Genomic DNA, 23,299 nt, shown 5'->3' with positions numbered 1-23,299 from the left:
TCAACGCCTTCGCGATCACCTTCGAAGGACGGCTCACACCGAGCACCACCAACTGAAACCGTCAGACCCGGTTACACCGGAAATCGGACAGTCTCTCTGTAACAGGGCTGGGTGGCGCGCCTGGAAATGGGTGGAAGTTGACCGCCGCGAACGTGTTTGCGCGGCCCGCTTGCCGAGCCTGCTCACGTTTCTCGCGGTTGGGACTGCCAGGGCCTACTCGCGGCGCGTCAGCTCGGGGAGGGATGCCCGATCCGCAGCGTGTTGCCATCGGGGTCGGTGGCGACGAATTCCCGGAGGCCCCAGGGCTGATCCTGCACCGGTCCCAGGCCGGGCAGGTTGCGGTCGCTGAGGCGTTTCCAGAGGCTGGTCGGGTCGCCTGTGACGTGGATGAAGGCCTCGTCGGGGGTGCGGTCGGAGGCTTCGTTCAGGTGGAGCTCGATGTCCCCGGATGCCAGGACGGCGTAGTCGTTCAGGTGCTCGACGACCTTGAAGCCGAGCCGTCTGTAGTAGGGCAGGGAGCGGTTCAAGTCGGTGACGGGAAAGATCGGGATGGCGATGCCGTAGGTGGGCACGCCCTGGTGGGCGTGGCTGTGGCCGGGGCCGCCGGGGAGTAGATGCTGCAGCCGGTGCAGTAACCCGCGGGGGTCGAGGCTGGGGACCGGCAGGCGGCTGACTCGTCGTGCTGCGGAGAGGGCGCAGCCCAGGCAGATGTAGATGCCGGGGGAGCTGTCGAGTTCAGTGACGCGATTGGCGAGGCGTTCTCGTCCGCAGCAGCCGCACCGCAGGTACTCGGCGTCATGGTCGGTGCTGTTGGCTTCGGTGGTCATGATCGAGTTCTCTCGGACAGAGCCAGGACGAGCTGAGCCACGGTGGGTGATCCAGCTAGACCTGAGGGGGTGGAGTACAGGCGACAGGCCAATGCGGCTGACGGGCGAGGGACCGGGAACAGGTCGGTTCCATCGATCAGGATGGTCGGTGACCCGGCGAAGCCCGCAGCTTGCGCCTTGACTTCGGAACTGACCTCGACGGTCCGAATCTGCGGTGTGGACGCGCCGATCGTGTTCAAGGCTTCCTGCAGGCGGTTCTCAGCGATGCGCCAGCTCGGGCATCCGTCGAAGTAGATGACGGCGATATCCACGCACCGATCATCTACCTGAAGGCGCGTGCCCTCAACACTCCCTAGCGCAGATGTGTGCTGTGCCCCTGAGGGCACGCCACGAGCCAGGCCTATGACGCTACGGCGGCCGAAACAGGGCCCCTGGAGATGCTCGAGTACTGGCGTCGCATCCTGTCCCAGGAGGGCCAGACATGCAGGTCAGGCCACAAATGGCCCCCTGGCTGGCCGGGCCACCGAACAACATGAGGACCTATCAGCCTGCGCAGATCTGTTGTGCCCCCGGCAGGATTCGAACCTGCGCTTTCGCCTCCGGAGGGCGACGCTCTATCCCCTGAGCTACGGGGGCTCGGGGCGCTTTCGAACCTTAGCAGGGGCGCACGGGAGGTTACGAACCCGATACCGGCGCGCGGACGTCGTCCGGCTGCTCCTCGGGCACCGGCCGAGCGGTCAGGGGATACGGGCCGGGCCCCGAGCCCGGCAGCGAGAGCCGGGCCGAGGGGCGGGCCAGGAACTGGTCGACGACGGCCTCCAGGAAGGGGGCGGTGAGCTCGGCCCGCGCGAGGAACCGGCGCGAGGTCACCGGGCCCATCAGGAGGGAGAAGTCCTCGGAGGTCAGGCTGTAGCCCGTCGGGATGAGCAGCTGGTTCAGGTGCTCCCGGCGGCCCTCGATCAGCTCGGTCAGGGACACCTCGGCGGCGGCCTGCCCCTCCGCCTGCCGCATCAGCTCGAGGACCGCCGCGCCCGCATCGGGTTGCGACATCCGCTGCGCGAAGTTGCGCACCCACTCCAGCAGGATCGGGCGCACCTCGACGGAGCTGGCCAGGAAGTAGTTGTCCGGGCCCTCGATGGCCGCGTCGCGCAGCAGGTCCTCGCGCCGGGGCCAGTACCGGTAGATCGTCTGCCGGGTGACGCCGAGCCGGGTGGCCAGGGCGGCGTAGCTGAACGCTTCGACGCCGTCCCTGGCGATCATCTGTCGTGCGGTGGCGAGGATCGTCGCCCGGGTCCGGGCGCTGCGGGGGTTCGTCGGCCGCGGGCTCTTCGTGAGCGGCGCGGTCGGGCCTACCCGACTCCCCGCCGGGTTCACCCCTCGCCGGAGGGGAGCTCGGCGACGGCGAGGAACTCGTCCAGGAAGCGGGCCGCCTCGGCGGCGGCCAGGTCGGCGTCGCCGTCGATGATGGCCTGGATCAGCACGATGTGGTTCTCGTCGGGCACCTCGGGATGCTCCTCGACGTTCTGCCGGACGTTCTCGTGCAGGGCGTCGATGAAGTTCTCGTACAGCTCCGACAGCACCGGGTTGTGCCCGGCGCGGGCGATGGCCCGGTGCAACTGGACGTCGGTCGCCACCGTGACCTCGACGTCACCGGCCGCGCGGGCCGAGACCCGCCGGTCGAGCAGGCTCTTGAGGAGCGCGACGTCGTCGGCGGTGCGCCGCTCGGCCGCCAGCCGGGCGGCGCCGACCTCGAGCGTCCGGCGCACCTCGAGCACGTCGACGTAGCGGGCGTCGGCGACCCGGCGGCTGACCGCGCCGGCCAGCTCGCTCGAGGCCAGCACGTAAGTGCCGGACCCCTGCCGGCGCTCCAGCAACCCGGCGTGCACCAGCGACTGCACCGCCTCGCGCACCGTGTTGCGGCTGGTCGCGGTGAGGGCCGACAGCTCGGTCTCGGTCGGGATCCGCGACCCGACGGCCCAGTGGCCCGACGTGATCTGGGCCCGCAGCTGGTCGATGACCTGCTCGATCAGGCCCGCCCGCCGCGCCGTGCGCAGGGGCCCCCCGGGTTCCGTGGTCGTGACAGACATCCAAGCAGCCCCTACTAGATACTCCGTGGCACGTCGCGGGTCAGGTCTCGCGACCGTGCTTGATTCGCCGTGCCGTCCAGCGTCGCACGGACGAGCCGAAAAATGACCCCCCGGGAAGTGGCCGACACCACGAGCATGCCCCGTTTCGGGCGATCTTGAACCTGAAGCGCCGTCGGGCGGGGCGGAAAAATCGACTCGCGCCCGCCGATACCCTGGGCGGGTGACTCCTGACCAGCTCTCCGCCGCCGTCCGGGCGTGCCTGCTCGCCGCCGTCGAGGCCGGCGAACTCGCCGTCGTGGTCCCCGACGAGGTGCGGGTGGAGCGCCCCAAGCAGCGCGAGCACGGCGACTGGTCGACCAACATCGCCCTGCAGCTGGCCAAGCAGGCCGGCCGGCCCCCGCGGGAGGTCGCCCTGGCGCTCGCCGCGCGGCTCGGCGAGGTGGCCGGGGTGAAGAGTGTGGACGTCGCCGGGCCGGGTTTCCTGAACGTGGTGCTGGACGCCGCCTCGGCCGGGGAGCTGGCCCGGACCATCGTCGAGGCGGGCGCGGCGTACGGGCGCAGCGACGCGCTGACCGGCCACGTGCTGAACCTGGAGTTCGTCTCCGCCAACCCGACGGGCCCGCTGCACATCGGTCACACCCGGTGGGCGGCCCTCGGCGACGCGCTCGGCCGGCTGCTCAGCGCGGCGGGCGCGCAGGTCACCCGCGAGTTCTACGTGAACGACGCGGGGGCGCAGATGGACCGGTTCGGGGCGTCGGTGCTGGCCCGGCTGCGGGGCACGGAGGTACCCGAGGGCGGGTACAAGGGCGAGTACGTCGCGGAGCTGGCCGTGAAGGTCCGGGCCGAGCACCCGGAGATCGATGGGCTTCCGGACGACGAGGCGCTGGTCCTCGCCCGGGAGGCCGGGTACCGGCTGCAGCTGGGGGAGATCCAGCAGACGCTGGCCGACTTCGGCGTGCACTTCGACGTCTGGTTCTCGGAGCGGACGCTGCACGAGGCGGGCGCGGTCGAGGCGGCGATCGAGCGGCTGCGCGAGCAGGGCCACGTGGACGACCGGGACGGCGCGGTCTGGTTGCGGACCACCGACTTCGGCGACGACAAGGACCGGGTCCTGGTCAAGGCCGACGGCGAGAAGACGTACTTCGCCGCCGACGCCGCCTACTACCTGTCGAAGAAGGACCGGGGCTTCGGCGAGAAGATCTACATGCTCGGCGCCGACCACCACGGCTACGTGCAGCGGTTGAAGGCCCTGGCCGCGTGCGCCGGTGACGACCCCGAGGTCAACCTGGAAGTCCTGATCGGGCAGCTGGTCTCGGTCGGCGGGGCGAAGCTGAGCAAGCGGGCCGGCAACATCATCGAGCTGCGCGACCTGGTCGACTGGCTCGGGGTGGACGCCGTGCGGTACAGCCTGGCCCGCTACCCGGCCGACTCGCCGCTCACGCTCGACGGCGAGGTGCTGACCCGCAGGACGAACGACAACCCGGTCTTCTACGTGCAGTACGCGCACGCCCGGCTGGCCGGGATCGCCCGCAACGCCGTCGAGGCGGGCGTACGTCGGGAGGACGGGTTCGACCCGGCCCTGCTCGACGACCCGACCGACACCGCTCTGCTCGGCGCCCTGGCCGAGATGCCGCGGGTCGTGGCCCACGCCGCGCAGCTGCGGGAACCGCACCGGGTGGCCCGGCACCTGGAGGAGCTGGCCGGGCACTTCCACCGCTGGTACGACGCGACCCGGGTGACGCCGCGGGCCGAGGAGTCGGTGACCGACGCGCACCGCAGCCGGCTCTGGCTGGCCGAGGCCGCGCGCGTCGTGTTCGCCAACGGGCTCGACCTGCTGGGCGTGTCCGCCCCGGAGAGGATGTAAGGCAGTGTCGGCACACGAGGCCGGGGCGCTGCATGCCCCGGGATACGGTTCTGTCGCAACGGTTCCCGCCTGGTTGCGGCCGCCGGACGACACCAACGTCCTGCTGCCCGCCCTGTGGGCGCGCACGGTGACCCGTCTGACGCAGGGGGGCGCCGCCGGCGCCCTGGAGGTCGGCGGGCTCGACGTCGTCGGCCTGGCCGAGCGGTTCGGGACGCCGGCCTTCATCCTGGATGAGACCGACTTCCGTTCCCGGGCAACGGCTTTCCGCGACGCCTTCGCCGAGGCGTTCGCCGCGGTGGGCGGTGCCGACGTCTACTACGCGGGCAAGGCGTTCCTGTGCACGGCCGTCGCCCGCTGGGTCGCCGAGGACGGGCTGCACCTCGACACCTGCTCGGGCGGCGAACTCACCGTGGCGCTGCGGGCCGGCGTCGCGCCGGAGCGGATCGCTCTGCACGGCAACAACAAACTGGACTTCGAGATCGATCGGGCCGTGAGCAACGGCGTCGGCCGGATCGTGGTCGACTCCCTGACCGAGATCGACCGCGTCGCCGAGGCGGCGCGCCGGTACGGGGTGCGGCAGCCGGTGATGGTGCGGGTGACCGTGGGCGTCGAGGCCCACACCCACGAGTACATGTCGACGGCCCACGAGGACCAGAAGTTCGGCCTGTCGTTGTCGGAAGGTCATGCGGCGGCGGCGATCGCGAAGATCCTGGCCCTGCCCGAGCTGGAGCTGCGGGGCCTGCACAGTCACATCGGCTCGCAGATCTTCGACACCGGCGGCTTCGAGGTCGCGGTGCGCCGGCTGCTCGACCTGCACGCCGCGACGAAGGTCCAGCACGGGGTGGACCTGCCGGAGATGGACCTCGGCGGCGGGTACGGCATCGCCTACACCAGCGAGCACGACCCGCTGGAACCGAAGGCGTTGGCCGACCAGCTGGCGGCGATCGTGCTGCGCGAGTGCCGCGGCCTGGGCATCGACGTGCCGCGCATCTCGGTGGAACCGGGCCGGGCCATCGCCGGGCCCAGCGCGTTCACGCTCTACCGGGTCGGCACCGTCAAGGACGTCCCGCTCGACGGCGGGGCCGCGCGCCGGTACGTCAGCGTGGACGGCGGGATGAGCGACAACATCCGCACCGCGCTCTACGACGCCGACTACTCGTGCACCCTCGCGTCACGGGCGTCGAGTGCCGGGCCCGTCCTGTCGAGGGTCGTCGGGAAGCACTGCGAGAGTGGGGACGTCGTCGTCCGGGACGAGTTCCTGCCCTCGGACGTCGCGCCCGGCGACCTGCTCGCCGTCCCCGCGACCGGCGCCTACTGCCGCAGCATGGCCAGCCAGTACAACCACGTACCGCGCCCGCCGGTCGTCGCCGTGCGCGACGGCGAGGCCCGCGTGATCGTGCGCCGCGAGACCGAGGACGACCTCCTGGCGCTCGACGTCGGCTGACGGTGGGCCGGCGGCCCTCAGGCAGATGATCGCCCGGCGTGCCGGGAGTCGCTCAGTTCCGCTCGTCGGAACCCGGCAGCGAAGGCGATCTTGGGGCGCTTGCGGCGGTTGTGACGACACTGCGCCGCCCAACGACAATATGTGACCGTTGCATCACTGACTGTGGCATCGTGCCCGTACCGGCACGGCGACCCAGGTCCGCCGTGCGTCTTTTCACGACGAGCGCACGGAGCACCTCATGGCGTGGTTCCTCGGGCAGTCCCTGATCATGCTGGCCCTGGCCTTCGGGCTGGGGGCCGTCGTCGGCTGGGTCCTGCACAGTCACCTCTACACCGAGCCCGAGCGCAACGGCGCGCCCCGGCCGGAGCTCACGCTCAAGCCCTTGCCGCGGCGCGTGCCCGGTGCGTCGGGTGCCCCGAAGGCGCAGTCGGCCGACGAGACCGCGCCCCCGGATGCGGCCGAGAACGCGCCCGCGGTCATCGATCTCGCGGACGAGTCGGGCACCGAGCCCGAGGCGCCGTCCGACCCCGACTCCGAACCCGACCCCCTGGCCGTGCTGATCCCGACCCAGAGCCGGTCCCGGCAGCGTCCGGCCCCCCGGGCGCGGGTCGCCGTCCAGCAGGACAACCTGCAGCGCATCGAGGGGGTCGGCCCGAAGATGGCCGGCGCCCTGAATGCCGCCGGGATCCTCACGTTCGACGCCCTGGCCCGTACCGACGTCGAGACCATCGAGGCGGCGATCCGCGCCGCCGGCCTGCGGTTCGCGCCGAGCCTGGCCACCTGGCCCGAGCAGGCCCGCCTGCTGGCCACCGGGGACGAGAACGGCTTCGCCCAGCTGACCGCCACCCTGGTCTCCGGCCGGCGCGCCCGATGAACCGTGGGGACGCCGTCAGCCGGGTCGGTGCGCGGGTGACCGGGCTGATCTCCACGGGCTGGGTCGCGGCCGCGAACTCCCGGCTGGCCATGCCGGTCGTGGCCGGGGTCGCCGGGCTGACCGCCCTGTTCGTCCTGCAGGCGACCGTCGTGCGCGGGCACGTCGAGGACGACCTGACCGGCCGGACGACGATCGCCCTGAACGCCGTCGACCTGCCCCAGGCGCGGGTCGACGTGAGCGGGCGCGACGTCGTCCTGCGCGGGCTGGCCGCGGACGACGGGCCGCGGGCCCGGGCGGCCGTCCTCACGGTGCGCGGGGTACGGGCGGTGACCGTGGTCGCCCCGGCGGTCGGGGCGCCCGCCGTCCCGGTGCCCGTGCCGGAGCCGTCGCCCCCGCCGGCGCCCGCCCCCACCGAAGCACCCGCGCCCGGCGTGGCGGGTGAACCCGCTCCCGCGGGCCAGCCCCGGGATCAGTTGCCGTTCAGCCTGACCTTCGCCGGGGGCGGCGTCCGGCTGACCGGATGGGTCGGCTCGGACGAGCAGCGCCAGGCCGTGCTCGCGGCGGTCGGGTCCGCCGGCCGGCCGGTGGACGACCAGCTGATGCTGGACCCGTCGTTGGCCGAGGCCGACTCGCCGCAGGTGGGGGAGCTGGCCGCCGTCGTCCGGGCGGTGCCCGCGCCGGGGGGTGGCCTGATCGTGCGGTACACCGACGGTAAGGCCGTCGTGCGCGGGAGCGTGCGCACGGCCGCCGCCGAGAGCGCCGTGCTGCGCGCCGTGGCCCGCACCGCCGCCCCCGGGGTCACCGAGGACCACATCGACGTGCCCTGACGCGCCCCTCCCCGCGTCGATCATGCGCAAACGCAGCATTTCCACGGTGATCATGCGCAAACGCATCATGTGTTTGCGCATGATCGACGCGGTGGTGCTGCGTTTGCGCATGATCGACGGGGGGAGGGACAGTGGGGGATGTCACGGCAGCGGGTGTGACGTGAGGCGACGGGGTTCCTACGCTGAGCCGTATGACCGCTGCCCTGGATGATCAGCCGCAGCCGCCGGACCATCTCGACCTCGCAGCGGCCTTCGACGCCGCCGGTCGGGACGACTGGCGGGCCGCCGTCGCCGCCGTGCTGCGCAAGTCGGGCGCTCTGGGCGAAGGGGACGGCCCTGATCAGCTCGACCTGGCCGAGGCGAAGCTGAGCACGACCACCTACGACGGCATCGACGTCCTGCCGCTGTACACGGCCGACGACGCCCCGGGCGGCAGTGCGACGGCCGATCACGACGGCGCGCCCGGTGCGGTCCCCTTCACCCGGGCCGCGACCGCCACGGGAACCTCGCAGACCGGCTGGGACGTCCGGCAACGGCACGCCCACCCCGACCCGAAGATCGCCCACGACCAGGTCATGACCGACCTGGAGAACGGCGTCACGTCGCTGTGGCTGGCGGTCGGCGAGGGCGCGATCCCGCTGGGCAGCCTGGACGACGTGCTGCGCGACGTGTACCTCGACCTCGCCCCCGTCGTGCTCGACGCGGGGGCCGCCACCGAGGCCGCCGCCACCGAGTACCTCGGCGTCGTCGCCTCCCGTGGCGTGCTGCCGGAGTCGGTCGGCGGCAATCTGGGCGCCGACCCGATCGGCCTGCACGCCCGCACGGGCGACTCGGACGTCGCCGCCGGGCTCTCGGTGCTGACGGCGCTCGCCGCGCGCACCCGGGACGAGTTCACCGGTATCCGGGCGGCCGTCGTCGACGCGACGCCCTACCACGAGGCCGGCGGTTCGGACGCCGACGAGCTGGGCGCCGCGCTGGCCACCGGCGTCGCCTACGTGCGCGCGCTCGTGGCCGCCGGGTTCACCGCCGAGCAGGCCTTCGGGCAGCTGGAGTTCCGTTACGCCGCCAGCGCCGACCAGTTCCTGACCATCGCGAAGTTCCGCGCTGCACGCCGGGTCTGGGCGCGCGTCGGTGAGGTCCTCGGCGTGCCCGAGGCGGCCCGCGGGCAGCGCCAGCACGGCGTGACCAGCTCGGCGATGATGAGCCGCCGAGACCCCTGGGTGAACATGCTGCGCACGACGCTGGCCTGTTTCGGCGCCGGCGTGGGCGGCGCGCAGGCGGTCACCGTGCAGCCGTTCGACGCGGCCATCGGGCTGAGCGACGACCTGGCCCGGCGGATCGCCCGCAACACGTCGTCCCTGCTCGTGCTCGAGAGTCACGTGGCCCGGGTGATCGACCCGGCGGGCGGTTCGTACTACGTCGAGAAGCTGACCGACGACCTGGCCGCGGCCGCCTGGGCCTGGTTCCAGGAGCTGGAGCGGGCGGGCGGCATCGTGGCGGCGCTGGACTCCGGGCTGGTCCTCCGGCGACTGGACGCGGTGTGGGACCGGCGGGCCAAGAACCTGGCCACGCGGCGCGACCAGCTGACCGGCGTCAGCGAGTTCCCGAACGTCGCCGAGGCGCCGGTCGAGCGGACGCCCTACCCCGAGGCGGCGCGGCGTGAGGGTGGGCTGCCGGTGCGGCGCTACGCCGACGAGTACGAGGCGCTGCGCGACGCGGCCGACGCGGCCACCGAGGCGAACGGTTCGCGGCCGAGCGTGTTCGTCGCCGCGCTCGGCCCGGCCAGCGCCTACACGGCGCGGGTCACGTTCGCGGCCGCGCTCTTCCAGGCCGGTGGGTTCGCCACCCCGAACAGCGCCGACCTCGGCGCTGCCGGTACCGACCCTGTGGCGATCGCCGAGGCGTTCACCAAGTCGGGCGCCGTGGCCGCGGTGCTCGCGACGTCGGACAAGGTCTACGCCGAGCACGCGGCTCCGGTCGCCGAGGCGCTGAAACAGGCCGGGGCCCGGCACGTCTGGCTGGCCGGAAAGGCCGGCGACCGGGCGGAGTCCGACGCGGCCGCAGGGATCGACGGCTACGTGTTCACCGGGGTCGACGCCCTGGCCGTGCTGCGCGAGGCGCAGGCCGTCGCCGGGATCGAAGGAGGCGCGCAGTGACCGCCACACCAGAAACCACGGCCGTGCCGGACTTCTCGGACGTCCCGCTGAACCCGACCGGCGCCGACGCGCCCGCGGCGGCGGACGTCGTCCAGCCGGATGTTCTGAAGGAGTGGCACGACGCGCTCGGCGCCCCTGAGCCCGAGCCGTGGCACACGCCCGAGGGCATCGACGTGAAGCCGCTCTACACGGCGGCCGACCTCGACGGCCTCGACTTCACGAACGGCTACCCCGGCACCCCGCCGTACCTGCGCGGGCCGTACCCGGCGATGTACGTGACCCAGCCGTGGACCATCCGGCAGTACGCCGGCTTCTCCACCGCGGAGGAGTCGAACGCCTTCTACCGGCGCAATCTCGCCGCCGGCCAGAAGGGCCTGAGCGTCGCGTTCGACCTGCCGACGCACCGCGGTTACGACTCGGACAACCCGCGCGTGATCGGCGACGTCGGCATGGCGGGCGTGGCGATCGACTCGATCTACGACATGCGCCAGCTGTTCGAGGGCATCCCGCTGGACAAGATGTCGGTCTCGATGACCATGAACGGCGCCGTACTGCCGGTTCTCGCGCTCTACGTCGTGGCGGCGGAGGAGCAGCGGGTGGCGCCGGAACTCCTCGCGGGGACGATCCAGAACGACATCCTCAAGGAGTTCATGGTCCGCAACACCTACATCTACCCGCCCGCCCCGAGCATGCAGATCATCTCCGACATCTTCAGCTACACCTCGGAGAAGATGCCGAAGTTCAACTCGATCTCGATCTCGGGGTACCACATCCAGGAGGCCGGGGCGACGGCCGACCTGGAGCTGGCCTACACGCTGGCCGACGGCATCGAGTACCTGCGCGCCGGCGTCGGCGCCGGGCTGGCCGTGGACAGGTTCGCGCCGCGCCTGAGCTTCTTCTGGGCGATCGGGATGAACTTCTTCATGGAGGTCGCCAAGATGCGCGCCGGGCGCCTGCTGTGGGCCCGCCTGGTCAACCAGTTCGCCCCCGAGGGCGGCTCGCTGAACCCGAAATCCCTGTCGCTGCGGACGCATTCGCAGACCTCCGGGTGGTCGCTGACCGCACAGGACGTGTTCAACAACGCCGTGCGCACGTGCATCGAGGCGATGGCGGCGACCCAGGGCCACACGCAGTCGCTGCACACCAACGCCCTCGACGAGGCGCTGGCCCTGCCGACCGACTTCTCGGCCCGGATCGCCCGCAACACCCAGCTGCTGCTGCAGCAGGAGTCGGGCACCACCCGCACGATCGACCCGTGGGGCGGTTCGGCGTACGTCGAGCGCCTGACCTACGACCTGGCCCGCCGCGCCTGGCAGCACATCCAGGAGGTGGAGCAGGCCGGCGGGATGGCCAAGGCGATCGAGGAGGGCATCCCGAAGCTGCGCATCGAGGAGGCCGCCGCCCGCACCCAGGCGCGGATCGACTCGGGCCGCCAGCCGGTGATCGGCGTGAACACGTTCCGGCCCGAGAACGAGGACCAGATCGAGGTTCTCAAGGTCGACAACGCCGACGTGCGGGCCCGCCAGCTGGACAAGCTGCGCCGGCTGCGCGAGGAGCGTTCCGCGGACGACGTCGAGCGGGCGTTGAACGCCCTGACGAACGCGGCCGGCGAGGCGCAGGCGGGCACCCGCGCCGCGGGGCTGGACGGGAACCTGCTGAAGCTGGCCATCGACGCGGCCCGGGCCAAGGCCACGGTGGGCGAGATCTCCGACGCGCTGGAGGCCGTCTACGGCCGGCACCAGGCGCAGATCCGTACCATCACCGGGGTGTACCGCGACGAGGCATCCCGTGACGGCGAGGCCGGGGCCGTCGACGCCGCCCGGGCCGCGGCCGACGCCTTCGCCGAGGCCGAGGGCCGCCGTCCCCGCATCCTGGTGGCCAAGATGGGCCAGGACGGGCACGACCGCGGCCAGAAGGTGATCGCCACGGCCTTCGCCGACCTCGGCTTCGACGTCGACGTGGGCCCGTTGTTCCAGACCCCGGCCGAGGTGGCGCGGCAGGCCGTCGAGGCCGACGTGCACGTGGTCGGCGTGAACTCCCTGGCCGCCGGGCACCTCACGCTGGTGCCGGCGCTGAAGGAGGAGCTGGAGGCGCTCGGGGCGGGCGACGTCCTGATCGTGGTCGGCGGGGTCATCCCGCCGCAGGACTACGACGCGCTGCGTGCGGCCGGAGCCGCGGCGATCTACCCGCCCGGCACGGTGATCGCGGAGTCGGCGCTCGACCTGCTGAAGACCCTCGGCGAGCGGCTGGGTCACTGAGTTCGTGTCTCCCAGACCGTCCTTCGACGTCGACACGGCCGCCGAGGAGATCCGCAAGGGCTCCCGGACGTGGATGGCCCGGGCCATCACCCTGGTCGAGTCGACCCGGCCGGACCACCGGCGGCAGGCGCAGGAGCTGCTCGCCCAGCTCGCGCCCGCGGTCGGTGCGGCGGACGACGCAGCGGACGGCGCGGTGGATGGCGCGGGGGATGGCGCGGGGGATGGTGCGGCCACCATCCGGCTCGGCGTCACGGGCGTCCCCGGGGCGGGCAAGTCGACGTTCATCGATGCGCTGGGTTCGCGGTTGACGGCGGCCGGTCACCGGGTCGCCGTCCTCGCGGTCGACCCGAGCTCGACCCGCACGGGCGGCAGCATCCTGGGTGACAAGACCCGGATGAACCGCCTGGCCACGGACGAGAACGCCTTCGTCCGGCCCTCGCCGACCGCCGGCACGCTCGGGGGAGTGGCGGCGGCGACCCGCGAGGCGATGATCATCGTGGAGGCCGCTGGCTACGACGTGGTGATCGTCGAAACCGTCGGCGTCGGGCAGTCGGAGACGACGGTCGCCGACATGGTGGACACGTTCCTGATCCTGTCCCTGGCCCGTTCCGGCGACCAGCTGCAGGGCATCAAGAAGGGCGTGCTCGAGCTGGCGGACCTGATCGCCGTGAACAAGGCGGACGGTCCGCACGAGAACGAGGCCTGGCGGGCCGCGCGCGAACTGTCCGGGGCGTTGCGCCTGATCGGGGCCGTCGGCGAGGGCGGCTGGAAGCCCGAGGTGCTGACCTGCAGCGCGCAGGAGGGGACGGGCCTGGACGACGTGTGGGCCACCGTCCTGAAGCACCGCGCCGCCCTGGTCGAGGCCGGCGCGTTCGCCCAGCGCCGGCAGCGGCAGCTGATCGACTGGACCCGGGCGATGGTCCGCGACGGCCTGCTGGCCCGCCTGCGCGAGGAGCCGGCCCGGTCCCTGGCCGCCGCGCTCGAGCAGCAGGTGCTGGCCGGTGAGCTGACCCCGGTGCAGGCCGCGGAGGAGATCCTCTCCCACTTGTCGTGATCATGCAGAAAGTCCCCCTGCCGGCGAGGCTCTGCGAGGGGCCCGCGACCCGGTCGGGGGACTTTCTGCATGATCACGACGAGCGGCCGCGGGTGATACCTGGGGCGAACTCGGCGTGCGCTCAGCTCGGGTGAGGGACCATAGGTAGGTGTCCGGTACCGGTGTCGACGGCTGGCGCTTCGAGGCGGAGTCCGCCCCGAAGCGCTTCCTGCCGGGCGTCCGGCTGCGCGCGGCCCTGGCCGCGGCCCTCGTGGTGGCGCTCGCCCTGGGGGCCGGCACCGCCGTCCTGTTCTACCTGCTCCAGCGCAGCCTCGTGCACGCGATCGAGCAGGACCAGCAGGACAAGATCGGCAGCTACGTCACGCTGGTGAACGACAACGGCAACCCCGACTGGCTGGACGACAAGCTCAAGCAGAGCGCGCCGCAGGGCATGCTCATCCAGGTCGTCGCCCAGGACCCGGTCGACCCCGAGCAGGACCGGCTGGTGGCGACCTCGGCCTACTGGGACGACCAGAAGGCGTTCACCGGCCTGCGGCCCGAACCGGGCCAGCGGCTGGCGGAGCGCGCCGCCCCGGGCAAGATCACCGACACCGCGCGGCCCTGGATCGTCCTCACCGCGGGGGCCGTGCACGACGGCAGCCGCTACACGGTCATCATGGCCACGTCCTTCCAGGGGCAGCAGCAGTCGCTGAACCGGGTGCTGAAGCTCCTGATGTTCGGGTTCCCGGTGCTGGTCGTGGTGGTGGGCGTGGCCACCTGGGTGCTGATCGGTCGCGCCCTGCGCCCGGTCGAGCGGATCCGGGCCCGGGTCGCCGGGATCAACGCCGAGAAGCTCTCGGACCGAAGGGTTCCCGTCCCGCAGACCCGCGACGAGATCGCCCGGCTCGCGGTCACCATGAACGCGATGCTCGACCGGCTCGACGCGTCCCAGCGGACCCAGCGCCAGTTCGTCTCGGACGCCAGTCACGAGCTGCGCAGCCCGCTGGCCACGATGGCCGCGAGCCTGGAGGTCGCGGGCACCGACGGCGGCCGGGCGTCCTGGCCCGACCTGCGCGAGGTGATGTCCGCCGAGGTGGACCGGATGTCCCAACTCGTCGACAACCTGCTCCTGCTGGCCAAGGCCGACGACCGCGGCCTCCTGGTCGGCGACGACGACGTCGACCTGGACGACGTCGTGAACCGCGAGGTCACCCGCCTGCGGGCGGCCACGGGTCTGCAGGTCGCGGCCCTGGTCCGCCCCGCCCGGGTGGTGGGCGACGAGCTCCAGCTGTCCCAGGTGGTGCGCAACCTGGTGGACAACGCGACCCGGTACGCCACGGGCACCGTGGGGGTCCGGTTGGAGACCGTGGGCAGCACCGCCGTGCTGATCGTCGAGGACGACGGGCCGGGCATCCCCGAGGCCGACCGGGAGCGGGTCCTCGACCGGTTCGTCCGGCTGGACGAGAGCCGCGACCGGGGCAGCGGCGGCAGCGGCCTCGGCCTGGCGATCGTGGCCGAGGTGGTCGGCGCCCACCGGGGTGGCGTGAGCATCCGCGAGGCCCCCGGCGGCGGCGCGCAGGTGATCGTCCAGTTGCCGGCGCTGGGCGCCGACGACCCGGAAGACCTCGAGGAGCTGCTGGACGACGCCGGGCCGGCTCCCGTCGTCCGGTCGGCCCCGCCCCTGGTCGAGTCGGGCTTCCGGGCCGACTTCGAACCGCCCGTTCAGCCGCCGTCGGTGTCGAGCCGGTAACCCATCCCGCGGACCGTCTGAATGGCCTCGCGCCCGTAGGGCGTGTCGATCTTGCGGCGCAGGTAGCGGATGTAGACCTCGACCACGTTGGGGTCACCTTCGAACGCGGAATCCCAAACCCCGTCGAGGATCTCGCCCTTCGTCACGACGGCCCCGCGGTGCCGCATGAGGAACTCCAGCAGGCCGAACTCGCGCGGCGTCAACCGGATCTCCTGCCCGCCGCGCTCGACCCGGCGGCGGGTCGGGTCGAGGGTCAGGTCGCCGGCCGCCAGCACCACCGGGCGCTCCGGCCGGCCGCGCCGGATCAGCGCGTGCAGCCGGGCGGTCAGCACGATGAAGCTGAACGGCTTGGTCAGGTAGTCGTCGGCGCCCAGCTCGAACGCGTCGGCCTGGTCGTATTCGCCGTCCTTGGCGGTCAGCATCATCACCGGCGTCCAGACCTCCCGCCGGCGCAGCTCCTCGAGCACCTTGTAGCCGTTGAGCTTGGGCACCATGATGTCGAGCACGATCACGTCGAACTCGTGCTCGGTGGCCGCCCACAGGGCGTCCTCGCCGTTGTGCACCACGTCGACCACGAAGCCGTCGCCGGTCAGCCCGCGCTGCAGCGTCTCGGCCAGCCGGATCTCGTCCTCCACCACCAGTACCCGCACCCCCCGATCGTGCCGTACTCCGGCTGAGAGCGGGGCGAGGTGGCCGGCCGCGGGCCAAGATCACGAGCTCTGCCCGGTTTCTGCGAGCGGAACTGCGCAGTACCGGGCCCCGTCGGTGATCTTCAAGGCTCTCCGCCGGACGGGTGACGACCGTCGCACAAGGTGGGCCCCGGGAGGTGGGAGCATGGTCCCGGTCTGGATCCAGAGCTTGGGGAGTAGTCGTGGACGCGGTGCGGGTGGCCCTGCTGGGCTGCGGGGTGGTCGGCTCGGAGGTGGCGCGGCTGCTCACCGAGCACGCCGGTGAGCTCGCTCAACGGGTCGGCGCGCCGGTCCAGCTGGCCGGGGTGGCGGTGCGGAACCCCGACGCCCCGCGGAACTTCGCGGTCGACCCCGGGCTGATCACCACGGACGCCCAGGAGCTGGTCAAGCGGGCCGACGTCGTCGTCGAGCTGATGGGCGGCATCGAGCCGGCCCGCACCCTCATTCTCGACGCGATGGCGAGCGGTGCCTCGGTGGTGACCGCCAACAAGGCGCTGCTGGGCCAGGACGGGCCGCGGCTGTACGCGGCGGCCGCCGAGCAGGGCGTCGACCTGTACTACGAGGCCAGCGTCGCGGGTGGCATCCCGCTGCTGCGTCCCCTGCGGGAGAGCCTGGCCGGCGACCGGATCAACCGGGTCCTCGGCATCGTGAACGGCACCACGAACTACGTGCTCGACCAGATGCACCGCACGGGTGCCGAGTTCGACGCCGCGGTCGCCTCCGCCCAGGCCCTCGGTTACGCCGAGGCCGACCCGACCGCCGACGTGGAGGGCTTCGACGCGGCGTCCAAGGCGGCCATCCTGGCCAGCCTGGCCTTCCACACCCGGGTCAGCGTGGACGACGTCTACCGCGAGGGGATCACGGGTGTCACCGCCTCGACGGTCGCCTCCGCGAAGGCGATGGGCGCGGTGATCAAGCTGCTGGCCATCTGTGAGCGGGTCACCGCCGCCGACGGGACCGAGCGGGTGAGCGTGCGCGTGCACCCGGCGCTGCTGCCCGAGTCGCACCCGCTGGCCGGCGTCCGCGATGCGTTCAACGCCGTCTTCGTCGAGGCCGACGCCGCCGGCGAGTTGATGTTCTACGGCCAGGGCGCGGGCGGCGCGCCGACCGCCAGCGCGGTGCTGGGCGACGTGATCACCGCGGCCCGCAACCGGGTCGCGGGCAGCCTCGGCCCGGGCGAGTCGGCCTACGCGCAGCTACCGGTCCGGCCGATGGGTGAGGTCGTGACCCGGTACCACGTGAGCCTCGACGTCGAGGACCGGCCGGGCGTACTGGCCCAGGTATCAACGGTTTTCGCGCAGAACGAAGTGTCGATCGAGACCGTCCGGCAGCAACAGCTGCCCGACGGCGAGGGTGCCGAGCTGGTGATCGTCACGCATGCGGCGACCGACGCCGCGCTGGCCGCTACCGTGGCCGCGCTGGGCGGCCTGAGCGCCGTCAGCGCCGTCTCCGGGGTCACCCGGGTGGAGGGAGAGCACTGATGGCGCGTCCGTGGCGCGGGGTGATCGAGGAGTACCGCGAACGGCTCCCGTTCCTGGCCGGGGTCAGCGCGGTGACGCTGGGCGAGGGCGGCACGCCGCTGGTGCGCGCGCACGCGCTCAGCGACCGCACCGGCTGCGAGGTGTGGCTGAAGTGTGAGGGCGTGAACCCGACCGGTTCGTTCAAGGACCGGGGCATGACCACGGCGATGACCGTGGCCGCCGCAGGCGGAGCCAAAGCCGTGATCTGCGCCAGCACCGGCAACACGAGCGCGAGCGCCGCCGCCTACGCGACCGCCGCCGGGCTGACCTGCGCGGTCCTGGTGCCGGACGGCAAGATCGCGATGGGCAAGCTCAGCCAGGCGATCGCCCACGGCGCCACCCTGCTGCAGGTCGACGGCAACTTCGACGACTGCCTGACGCTGGCGCAGAAGCTGGCCGAGGCGTACCCGGTCGAGCTGGTCAACTCGGTGAACCCGGCCCGGATCGAGGGCCAGAAGACGGCGTCGTTCGAGATCGTCGACGCCCTCGGCGACGCCCCCGACATCCACTGCCTGCCGGTCGGCAACGCCGGGAACATCACGGCCTACTGGAAGGGTTACGGGGAGTACGCCGTCGAGACTGGCGGGCTGGCCCCCGTGGCCACGAAGCGGCCCCGCATGTGGGGCTTCCAGGCCGCCGGCGCCGCGCCGATCGTCCTGGGCCACCCCGTCGACCACCCCGAGACCGTCGCCACCGCGATCCGGATCGGCAACCCGGCGTCCTGGAAGCAGGCCCTCGCGGCGCGCGAGGAGTCGGGCGGGCAGATCGACTCGGTGACCGACACCGAGATCCTCGCCGCCCACCGCTGGCTGTCCGCGCGGGAGGGCGTGTTCGTCGAACCCGCCAGCGCCGCGAGCGTCGCCGGGCTGCTGAAGAGCGCCGAGGCCGGGCTGCTGGACGCCGGGCAGACCGTGGTCTGCACCGTCACCGGGCACGGGTTGAAGGACCCCCAGTGGGCCTTGCAGAACGCCGACGGCAGCACCGTCGAGCCGGTCCGGGTGCAGGTCGACGCGATGTCGGTGGCCGGCGCCCTGGGGCTGACATGACCGCTCACGCCGAACTCTCGGGGGAGCTGCTTGCGCCGGGGGCCGTGGCCACCGTCCGGGTACCGGCGACCAGCGCCAACCTCGGCCCGGGCTTCGACAGCCTCGGGCTGGCCCTCGGTGTGCACGACGTCGTCACCGCGACCGCGCTGCCCACGCCGGGCGTCGAGGTCGAGGTCAGGGGCGAGGGCGCGGACGGCGTCCCGCGCGACGAGCGGCACCTGGTCGTGCGCGCGGTGCGGGCCGGTCTGGCGCAGGCCGGGCTGCCGGCCGAGCGACAGCCGGGCCTGCGCCTGACCTGCGAGAACGTGATCCCGCACGGGCGCGGGATGGGCTCGTCGGCGGCCGCCGTCGTGGCCGGTCTGATGGCCGCCCGTGGGCTGCTCGCCGACCCGACGCGGCTGGACGACGAGTGCCTGCTGGCGCTGGCCACCCGGTTCGAGGGGCATCCCGACAACGCGGCGGCGGCGCTGTACGGCGGCTGCACGATCTCCTGGCAGTCCGTGCTGCCGAGCACCTCGCTGCCGGCCGGCGGGCCGCGCGCGGAGCGGGTCGAGGTGCGCGCCGACCTGGAGCCCGTGGTCTGCGTGCCGACGACCGAACTGTCCACCGAGACGGCCCGGGCGATGCTGCCCGCCGAGGTGCCGCACGCCGACGCCGCGTTCAACGCGGGCCGGGCCGCGCTGCTGGTGCAGGCCCTGACCCGGCAGCCCAGCCTGCTGCTGGAGGCCACCGAGGACCGGCTGCACCAGACCCAGCGGGCGCCGGCGATGCGCCCGACCGCCGACCTGATCGCCCGGGTCCGGGCGGCGGGCGGGGCGGCCGTCGTCTCCGGTGCCGGGCCCAGCGTGCTGGTTCTGGGGGCGGGCGACGAGGCCTGGAACGCCGTCCAGAGCGCGCTGGCCGGACCCGACCCGCACGGCGTGCGCTGGCAGGCCCTGCGCACCGGGGTGGACGGCTCGGGCGCGGTCCTGGCTACAGATGGTGACTTCACCGGCCGATAGGGCTGATGATCTTGCCGCCCGGAAGGTCGAGGGTGCCGAACCCGGGCACACCGCGACGCGCCGGGCATTCCCGACAAGGCCGGTCCTTCGTCAATCGGCGGGACCGGTGTTACAGTACGTATGCAGCAGCTGGGAGGGCCTGAGTTACCAGGCCGCCCGCCCTGCGCTCCTGATCTTCAGGGGCAGCCGCTCATTCTCTCCAGGCCACGTTCGTGCGTGGCCGACCGGCATTCGTCGTCCGGCCTCTCTGGCCGGATGCCTCACCCACGGGCAGCGGAACCGATTCCCTGCCGATAGAGGGGGAAGAACCTTCGTGACAGACACCACCGAGATCGCGGCCGTCGAGGCCACCGCCACCGCGGGCGCCGATCTCTCCTCGCTCCGCCTGCCGCAGCTGCAGGCGGTCGCGTCCCAGCTGGGTATCACCGGCACCGCACGGATGCGCAAGTCAGAGCTGCTCGACGCCATCCGCGTCCACCAGGGCGGCGGCACCCCCCTGGCGTCCGCCGAGTCCGCGCCAGCCGAGTCCGCGTCGGCCGAGCCGGCCCCCGCCCGCCGTCCGCGCCGCGCCGTGGCCGCCGCCGGTACGCCGAGCGTGACGTCCGAGACCGTCGCCGAGACGTCCGACGTCCCGGCCGGTCAGACCGCGATCGCGCTGGACACCCCGCCGCAGGTGGTCACGACCCCCGACACCGCGGGCGAGGCCGCCGACGCCGCCGTGGCCGCCGCGCCGTCCGCCGCCCCGTCCGCCGCCGAGCCGACTCCGGCCGAGGGCGACGGGCCGGACGAGGGCGCCCGGCAGAACGGCCAGAACGGGCAGGGCAGCCAGGCCCGCGAGGGTCGCAACCGCAACCGCAACCGGGACGGCAACCGCGAGGGCGGCAACCGCGAGGGCGGCAACCGTGAAGGCGGCGAGCGGAACGGGCGCAACCAGAACAACCAGAACGGCCAGAACCGGAACGCGGACAACAACCGCCCGGACGACGACGATGACGACGACGGTGACGGCCGCGGCCGGCGCCGGCGGGGTCGCTACCGCGACCGCAAGCGTCGCGGCCGTGGCGGCGAGGGTGCGCCGATGGGCGCCGACGAGCCGGAGATCAGCGAGGACGACGTCCTGCTGCCGGTCGCGGGCATCCTCGACCTGCTCGACAGCTACGCCTTCCTGCGCACGTCCGGCTACCTGCCCGGCCCGAACGACGTCTACGTCTCGCTCGGCCAGGTGAAGAAGTACGGCCTGCGCAAGGGCGACGCCGTGACCGGGGCCGTGCGCCAGCCGCGCGAGGGTGAGCAGCAGAACCAGCGGCAGAAGTTCAACGCGCTGGTCCGGCTGGACACCGTCAACGGGGCGACGCCGGAGGAGGCGAAGGGCCGGGCCGAGTTCGGCAAGCTGGTCCCGCTCTACCCGCAGGAGCGGCTGCGTCTGGAGACCGAGCCCAACGTCATCAGCACCCGGATCATCGACCTGGTGGCGCCGATCGGTAAGGGCCAGCGCGGTCTGATCGTCTCGCCGCCGAAGGCCGGTAAGACGCTGATCCTGCAGGCCATCGCCAACGCGATCACGCGCAACAACCCCGAGTGCCACCTGATGGTCGTGCTGGTCGACGAGCGGCCCGAAGAGGTCACCGACATGCAGCGCACGGTGAAGGGTGAGGTCATCGCCTCGACCTTCGACCGTCCCGCCGACGACCACACCACGGTCGCCGAGCTGGCCATCGAGCGGGCGAAGCGGCTGGTCGAGCTGGGGCACGACGTCGTCGTCCTGCTCGACTCGATCACCCGCCTGGGCCGCGCGTACAACCTGGCCGCCCCGGCGTCCGGGCGCATCCTGTCCGGTGGTGTCGACTCCTCGGCCCTGTACCCGCCGAAGCGGTTCTTCGGCGCCGCCCGGAACATCGAGAACGGCGGCTCGCTGACGATTCTCGCCACGGCGCTGGTCGAGACCGGCTCGAAGATGGACGAGGTGATCTTCGAGGAGTTCAAGGGCACCGGGAACATGGAGGTCCGGCTGAGCCGCCAGCTGGCGGACAAGCGGATCTTCCCGGCCGTCGACGTGAACGCCTCGAGCACCCGCCGCGAGGAGATCCTGATGGGCAAGGAGGAGCTGAGCGTCATCTACCGGCTCCGCCGGGTCATGGGTGCCCTCGAGCCGCAGCAGGCCATCGAACTGTTGCTGGACCGGGTCAAGAAGAGCGCCAGCAACGTGGAGTTCCTGATGCAGGTCCAGAAGACCTCGCCGGGCGCCGACGACTGACCTCTCTTGCCGCTATGCCCCGCCAGTGGGGGTGATCCGGGACCGGATCGGTCGAAATCACCCCCACAGGCGAGGCATACCGCGAGGGAATGGCCGGGGGTGGCACCGGGTTATGTAGGCCGTACCCCCCTCTGGCACACTGGCCATGGCTCCGGTTCACGTGCGCGCGTCCGCGCAGCACGACCCGGCGGCCGCGAGATCGAGGAGAGCAATGAAGACCGACATCCACCCGGAGTACGTGGACACCACCGTGAGCTGCACCTGCGGCTCCACGTTCACGACCCGTAGCACGGCGACCAGCGGCGAGATCAAGGTCGAGGTCTGCAGCGCCTGCCACCCGTTCTACACCGGCAAGCAGAAGATCCTCGACACCGGTGGCCGCGTGGCCCGGTTCGAGCAGCGCTACGGCAAGAAGTCCGGCAAGTAGCTTCACGCAGGCGCCGACCGCGCCCGTCACCCGACGGGCAGGTCGGCGCCTCTGCTTTGCACCGGTCGTGATCATGCAGAAACCTCGCGCAGGTCACGTCCGCGGCGATCCGGCGCCGGCCGGGCGCGAGGTTTCTGCATGATCACGACGGGAGAAGTGATGGAGGAGGCGCCCGCCGCCGTCCTGCCGCTGCTGGCCGAGCACGACGAGCTGGAGAAGCGGCTCGCCGACCCGTCGGTGCACGCCGACGCCGGGCTGGCCCGCAAGCTGGGCCGCCGCTACGCCGAGCTCGGCGCGGTCAAGCAGGGCTACGACGTCTGGCACGCGGCCGCCGAGGACCTCGACGCCGCGCGGGAACTGGCGGCCGAGGACGACTCGTTCGCCGTCGAGCTGCCCGGCCTCGAGGCGTCCCTCGACGAGTCCCGGGCCCGGTTGCGCCGCCTGCTCATCCCGCGCGACCCCGACGACGACCGCGACGTGATCCTCGAGATCAAGGCCGGCGAGGGCGGCGAGGAGTCGGCCCTGTTCGCCGGCGACCTGCTGCGGATGTACCTGCGCTACGCCGAGAAGCACGGCTGGCGCACCGAGATCCTCGAGTCGACCGACAGCGACCTCGGCGGCTACAAGGACGTCTCGCTCGCGGTGAAGGCCAAGGGGACGCCGGCGCCCGGCGAGGGGGTCTACGCGCGGCTGAAGTACGAGGGGGGCGTGCACCGGGTTCAGCGGGTGCCCGTGACCGAGTCGCAGGGGCGCATCCACACGTCGGCGGCGGGCGTCCTCGTGCTGCCGGAACCCGAGGAGACCGGCGAGGTCGAGATCGACCCGAACGACCTGCGGATCGACGTGTTCCGCTCGTCCGGCCCGGGCGGGCAGTCGGTGAACACGACCGACAGCGCCGTGCGGATCACGCACCTGCCGACCGGGATCGTCGTGTCCTGCCAGAACGAGAAGTCGCAGCTGCAGAACAAGGAGCAGGCGCTGCGCATCCTGCGGGCCCGGTTGCACGCGGCCGCGCAGGAGGCCGCCGAGGCCGAGGCCAGCCAGGCCCGCCGTTCGCAGGTGCGGACCGTCGACCGGTCCGAACGGATCCGGACGTACAACTTCCCGGAGAACCGGATCGCCGACCACCGCACGGGTTTCAAGGCCTACAACCTCGACGCGGTGCTGGCCGGTGACCTCGACCCGGTGATCCAGTCCTGCGTCGACGCCGACGAGGCCGCCCAGCTGTCGGTCACCGACTGA

Annotated in this window: 19 protein-coding genes and 1 tRNA gene; 14 read left to right on the top strand and 6 right to left on the bottom strand. The window is 72.5% G+C overall.

What is annotated here, in order from left to right; all coding sequences use genetic code 11:
• Positions 1-227: 227 nt before the first annotated feature.
• The 5 genes from ACIB24_RS21725 to ACIB24_RS21705 form a co-directional block, all read right to left on the bottom strand.
• Positions 228-827, bottom strand: coding sequence for a bleomycin resistance protein (locus ACIB24_RS21725; protein WP_398284295.1), 600 nt, complete (start codon positions 825-827; stop codon positions 228-230).
• Positions 824-1,138: a thioredoxin family protein gene (locus ACIB24_RS21720; RefSeq protein ID WP_398284294.1), complete on the bottom strand. Its 315-nt coding sequence runs from the start codon at positions 1,136-1,138 to the stop codon at positions 824-826. The genes ACIB24_RS21725 and ACIB24_RS21720 overlap by 4 nt, the downstream gene beginning before the upstream one ends.
• A gap of 253 nt (positions 1,139-1,391) precedes the next feature.
• Positions 1,392-1,463, bottom strand: a tRNA-Arg gene (locus tag ACIB24_RS21715).
• A 39-nt stretch (positions 1,464-1,502) separates the two neighbouring features.
• A complete protein-coding gene (locus ACIB24_RS21710) occupies positions 1,503-2,201 on the bottom strand; it encodes a TetR/AcrR family transcriptional regulator (RefSeq protein ID WP_398284293.1) in 699 nt (232 codons plus the stop codon).
• Positions 2,198-2,914 carry a FadR/GntR family transcriptional regulator gene (locus ACIB24_RS21705; RefSeq protein ID WP_398284292.1) on the bottom strand — a complete coding sequence of 239 codons (717 nt, stop codon included), beginning with the start codon at positions 2,912-2,914 and terminating at the stop codon, positions 2,198-2,200. Before ACIB24_RS21705 ends, ACIB24_RS21710 begins: the two co-directional genes overlap by 4 nt.
• Before the next feature lie 220 nt (positions 2,915-3,134).
• Here ACIB24_RS21705 and argS point away from each other — a divergent pair, with 220 nt between their 5' ends.
• The 8 genes from argS to ACIB24_RS21665 all read left to right on the top strand — a co-directional run bounded on the left by argS (position 3,135) and on the right by ACIB24_RS21665 (position 15,120).
• Complete coding sequence (gene argS, locus ACIB24_RS21700; RefSeq protein WP_398284291.1) at positions 3,135-4,778, top strand: arginine--tRNA ligase; 1,644 nt, start codon at positions 3,135-3,137, stop codon at positions 4,776-4,778.
• A gap of 4 nt (positions 4,779-4,782) precedes the next feature.
• Positions 4,783-6,222: a diaminopimelate decarboxylase gene (gene lysA, locus ACIB24_RS21695; RefSeq protein WP_398284290.1), complete on the top strand. Its 1,440-nt coding sequence runs from the start codon at positions 4,783-4,785 to the stop codon at positions 6,220-6,222.
• 238 nt (positions 6,223-6,460) lie between these two features.
• Positions 6,461-7,096, top strand: a complete 636-nt coding sequence (locus ACIB24_RS21690) for a helix-hairpin-helix domain-containing protein (protein ID WP_398284289.1) — start codon at positions 6,461-6,463, stop codon at positions 7,094-7,096.
• Entirely contained in the window at positions 7,093-7,923 is an 831-nt protein-coding gene (locus ACIB24_RS21685; RefSeq protein ID WP_398284288.1) for a BON domain-containing protein, read from the top strand. Before ACIB24_RS21690 ends, ACIB24_RS21685 begins: the two co-directional genes overlap by 4 nt.
• A 191-nt stretch (positions 7,924-8,114) precedes the next feature.
• The gene (locus ACIB24_RS21680; RefSeq protein WP_398284287.1) at positions 8,115-10,079 is read left to right on the top strand and encodes a methylmalonyl-CoA mutase subunit beta; all 1,965 of its coding nucleotides are present in this window, start codon (positions 8,115-8,117) and stop codon (positions 10,077-10,079) included.
• 104 nt (positions 10,080-10,183) lie between these two features.
• Positions 10,184-12,337: a methylmalonyl-CoA mutase gene (gene scpA, locus ACIB24_RS21675; protein ID WP_398284300.1), complete on the top strand. Its 2,154-nt coding sequence runs from the start codon at positions 10,184-10,186 to the stop codon at positions 12,335-12,337.
• 4 nt (positions 12,338-12,341) lie between these two features.
• Positions 12,342-13,391: a methylmalonyl Co-A mutase-associated GTPase MeaB gene (gene meaB / locus ACIB24_RS21670; RefSeq protein ID WP_398284286.1), complete on the top strand. Its 1,050-nt coding sequence runs from the start codon at positions 12,342-12,344 to the stop codon at positions 13,389-13,391.
• A gap of 148 nt (positions 13,392-13,539) precedes the next feature.
• Positions 13,540-15,120, top strand: a complete 1,581-nt coding sequence (locus ACIB24_RS21665) for a sensor histidine kinase (protein ID WP_398284285.1) — start codon at positions 13,540-13,542, stop codon at positions 15,118-15,120.
• Here the strand turns inward: ACIB24_RS21665 and ACIB24_RS21660 are convergent.
• On the bottom strand, positions 15,093-15,770 hold the full coding sequence (locus tag ACIB24_RS21660; protein WP_398284284.1) for a response regulator transcription factor: 678 nt from the start codon (positions 15,768-15,770) through the stop codon (positions 15,093-15,095). The two genes, ACIB24_RS21665 and ACIB24_RS21660, sit on opposite strands and share 28 nt — an antisense overlap.
• Before the next feature lie 221 nt (positions 15,771-15,991).
• On the opposite strand from ACIB24_RS21660, the gene ACIB24_RS21655 reads away from it, so the two are divergent.
• The 6 genes from ACIB24_RS21655 (at position 15,992) to prfA (ending at position 23,299) form a co-directional block, all read left to right on the top strand.
• A complete protein-coding gene (locus tag ACIB24_RS21655; protein ID WP_398284283.1) occupies positions 15,992-17,290 on the top strand; it encodes a homoserine dehydrogenase in 1,299 nt (432 codons plus the stop codon).
• Positions 17,290-18,375 (top strand): threonine synthase, encoded by a 1,086-nt coding sequence (gene thrC, locus ACIB24_RS21650; RefSeq protein ID WP_398284282.1) that lies wholly within the window; start codon positions 17,290-17,292, stop codon positions 18,373-18,375. Before ACIB24_RS21655 ends, thrC begins: the two co-directional genes overlap by 1 nt.
• A complete protein-coding gene (gene thrB / locus ACIB24_RS21645; RefSeq protein ID WP_398284281.1) occupies positions 18,372-19,376 on the top strand; it encodes a homoserine kinase in 1,005 nt (334 codons plus the stop codon). Before thrC ends, thrB begins: the two co-directional genes overlap by 4 nt.
• A 313-nt stretch (positions 19,377-19,689) precedes the next feature.
• On the top strand, positions 19,690-21,630 hold the full coding sequence (rho, locus tag ACIB24_RS21640) for a transcription termination factor Rho (protein WP_398284280.1): 1,941 nt from the start codon (positions 19,690-19,692) through the stop codon (positions 21,628-21,630).
• Positions 21,631-21,841: 211 nt separating this feature from the next.
• On the top strand, positions 21,842-22,057 hold the full coding sequence (gene rpmE, locus ACIB24_RS21635) for a 50S ribosomal protein L31 (protein ID WP_398284279.1): 216 nt from the start codon (positions 21,842-21,844) through the stop codon (positions 22,055-22,057).
• A 159-nt stretch (positions 22,058-22,216) separates the two neighbouring features.
• Positions 22,217-23,299 carry a peptide chain release factor 1 gene (gene prfA / locus ACIB24_RS21630; RefSeq protein ID WP_398284299.1) on the top strand — a complete coding sequence of 361 codons (1,083 nt, stop codon included), beginning with the start codon at positions 22,217-22,219 and terminating at the stop codon, positions 23,297-23,299.

It is taken from the genome of Spongisporangium articulatum (assembly GCF_044465595.1).
GTDB classification, from domain to species: Bacteria; Actinomycetota; Actinomycetes; order Actinomycetales; family Kineosporiaceae; genus Spongisporangium; species Spongisporangium articulatum.
Note: the sequence above shows the minus strand (reverse complement) of the source record. Positions and strands in the feature narration are given on the sequence as shown.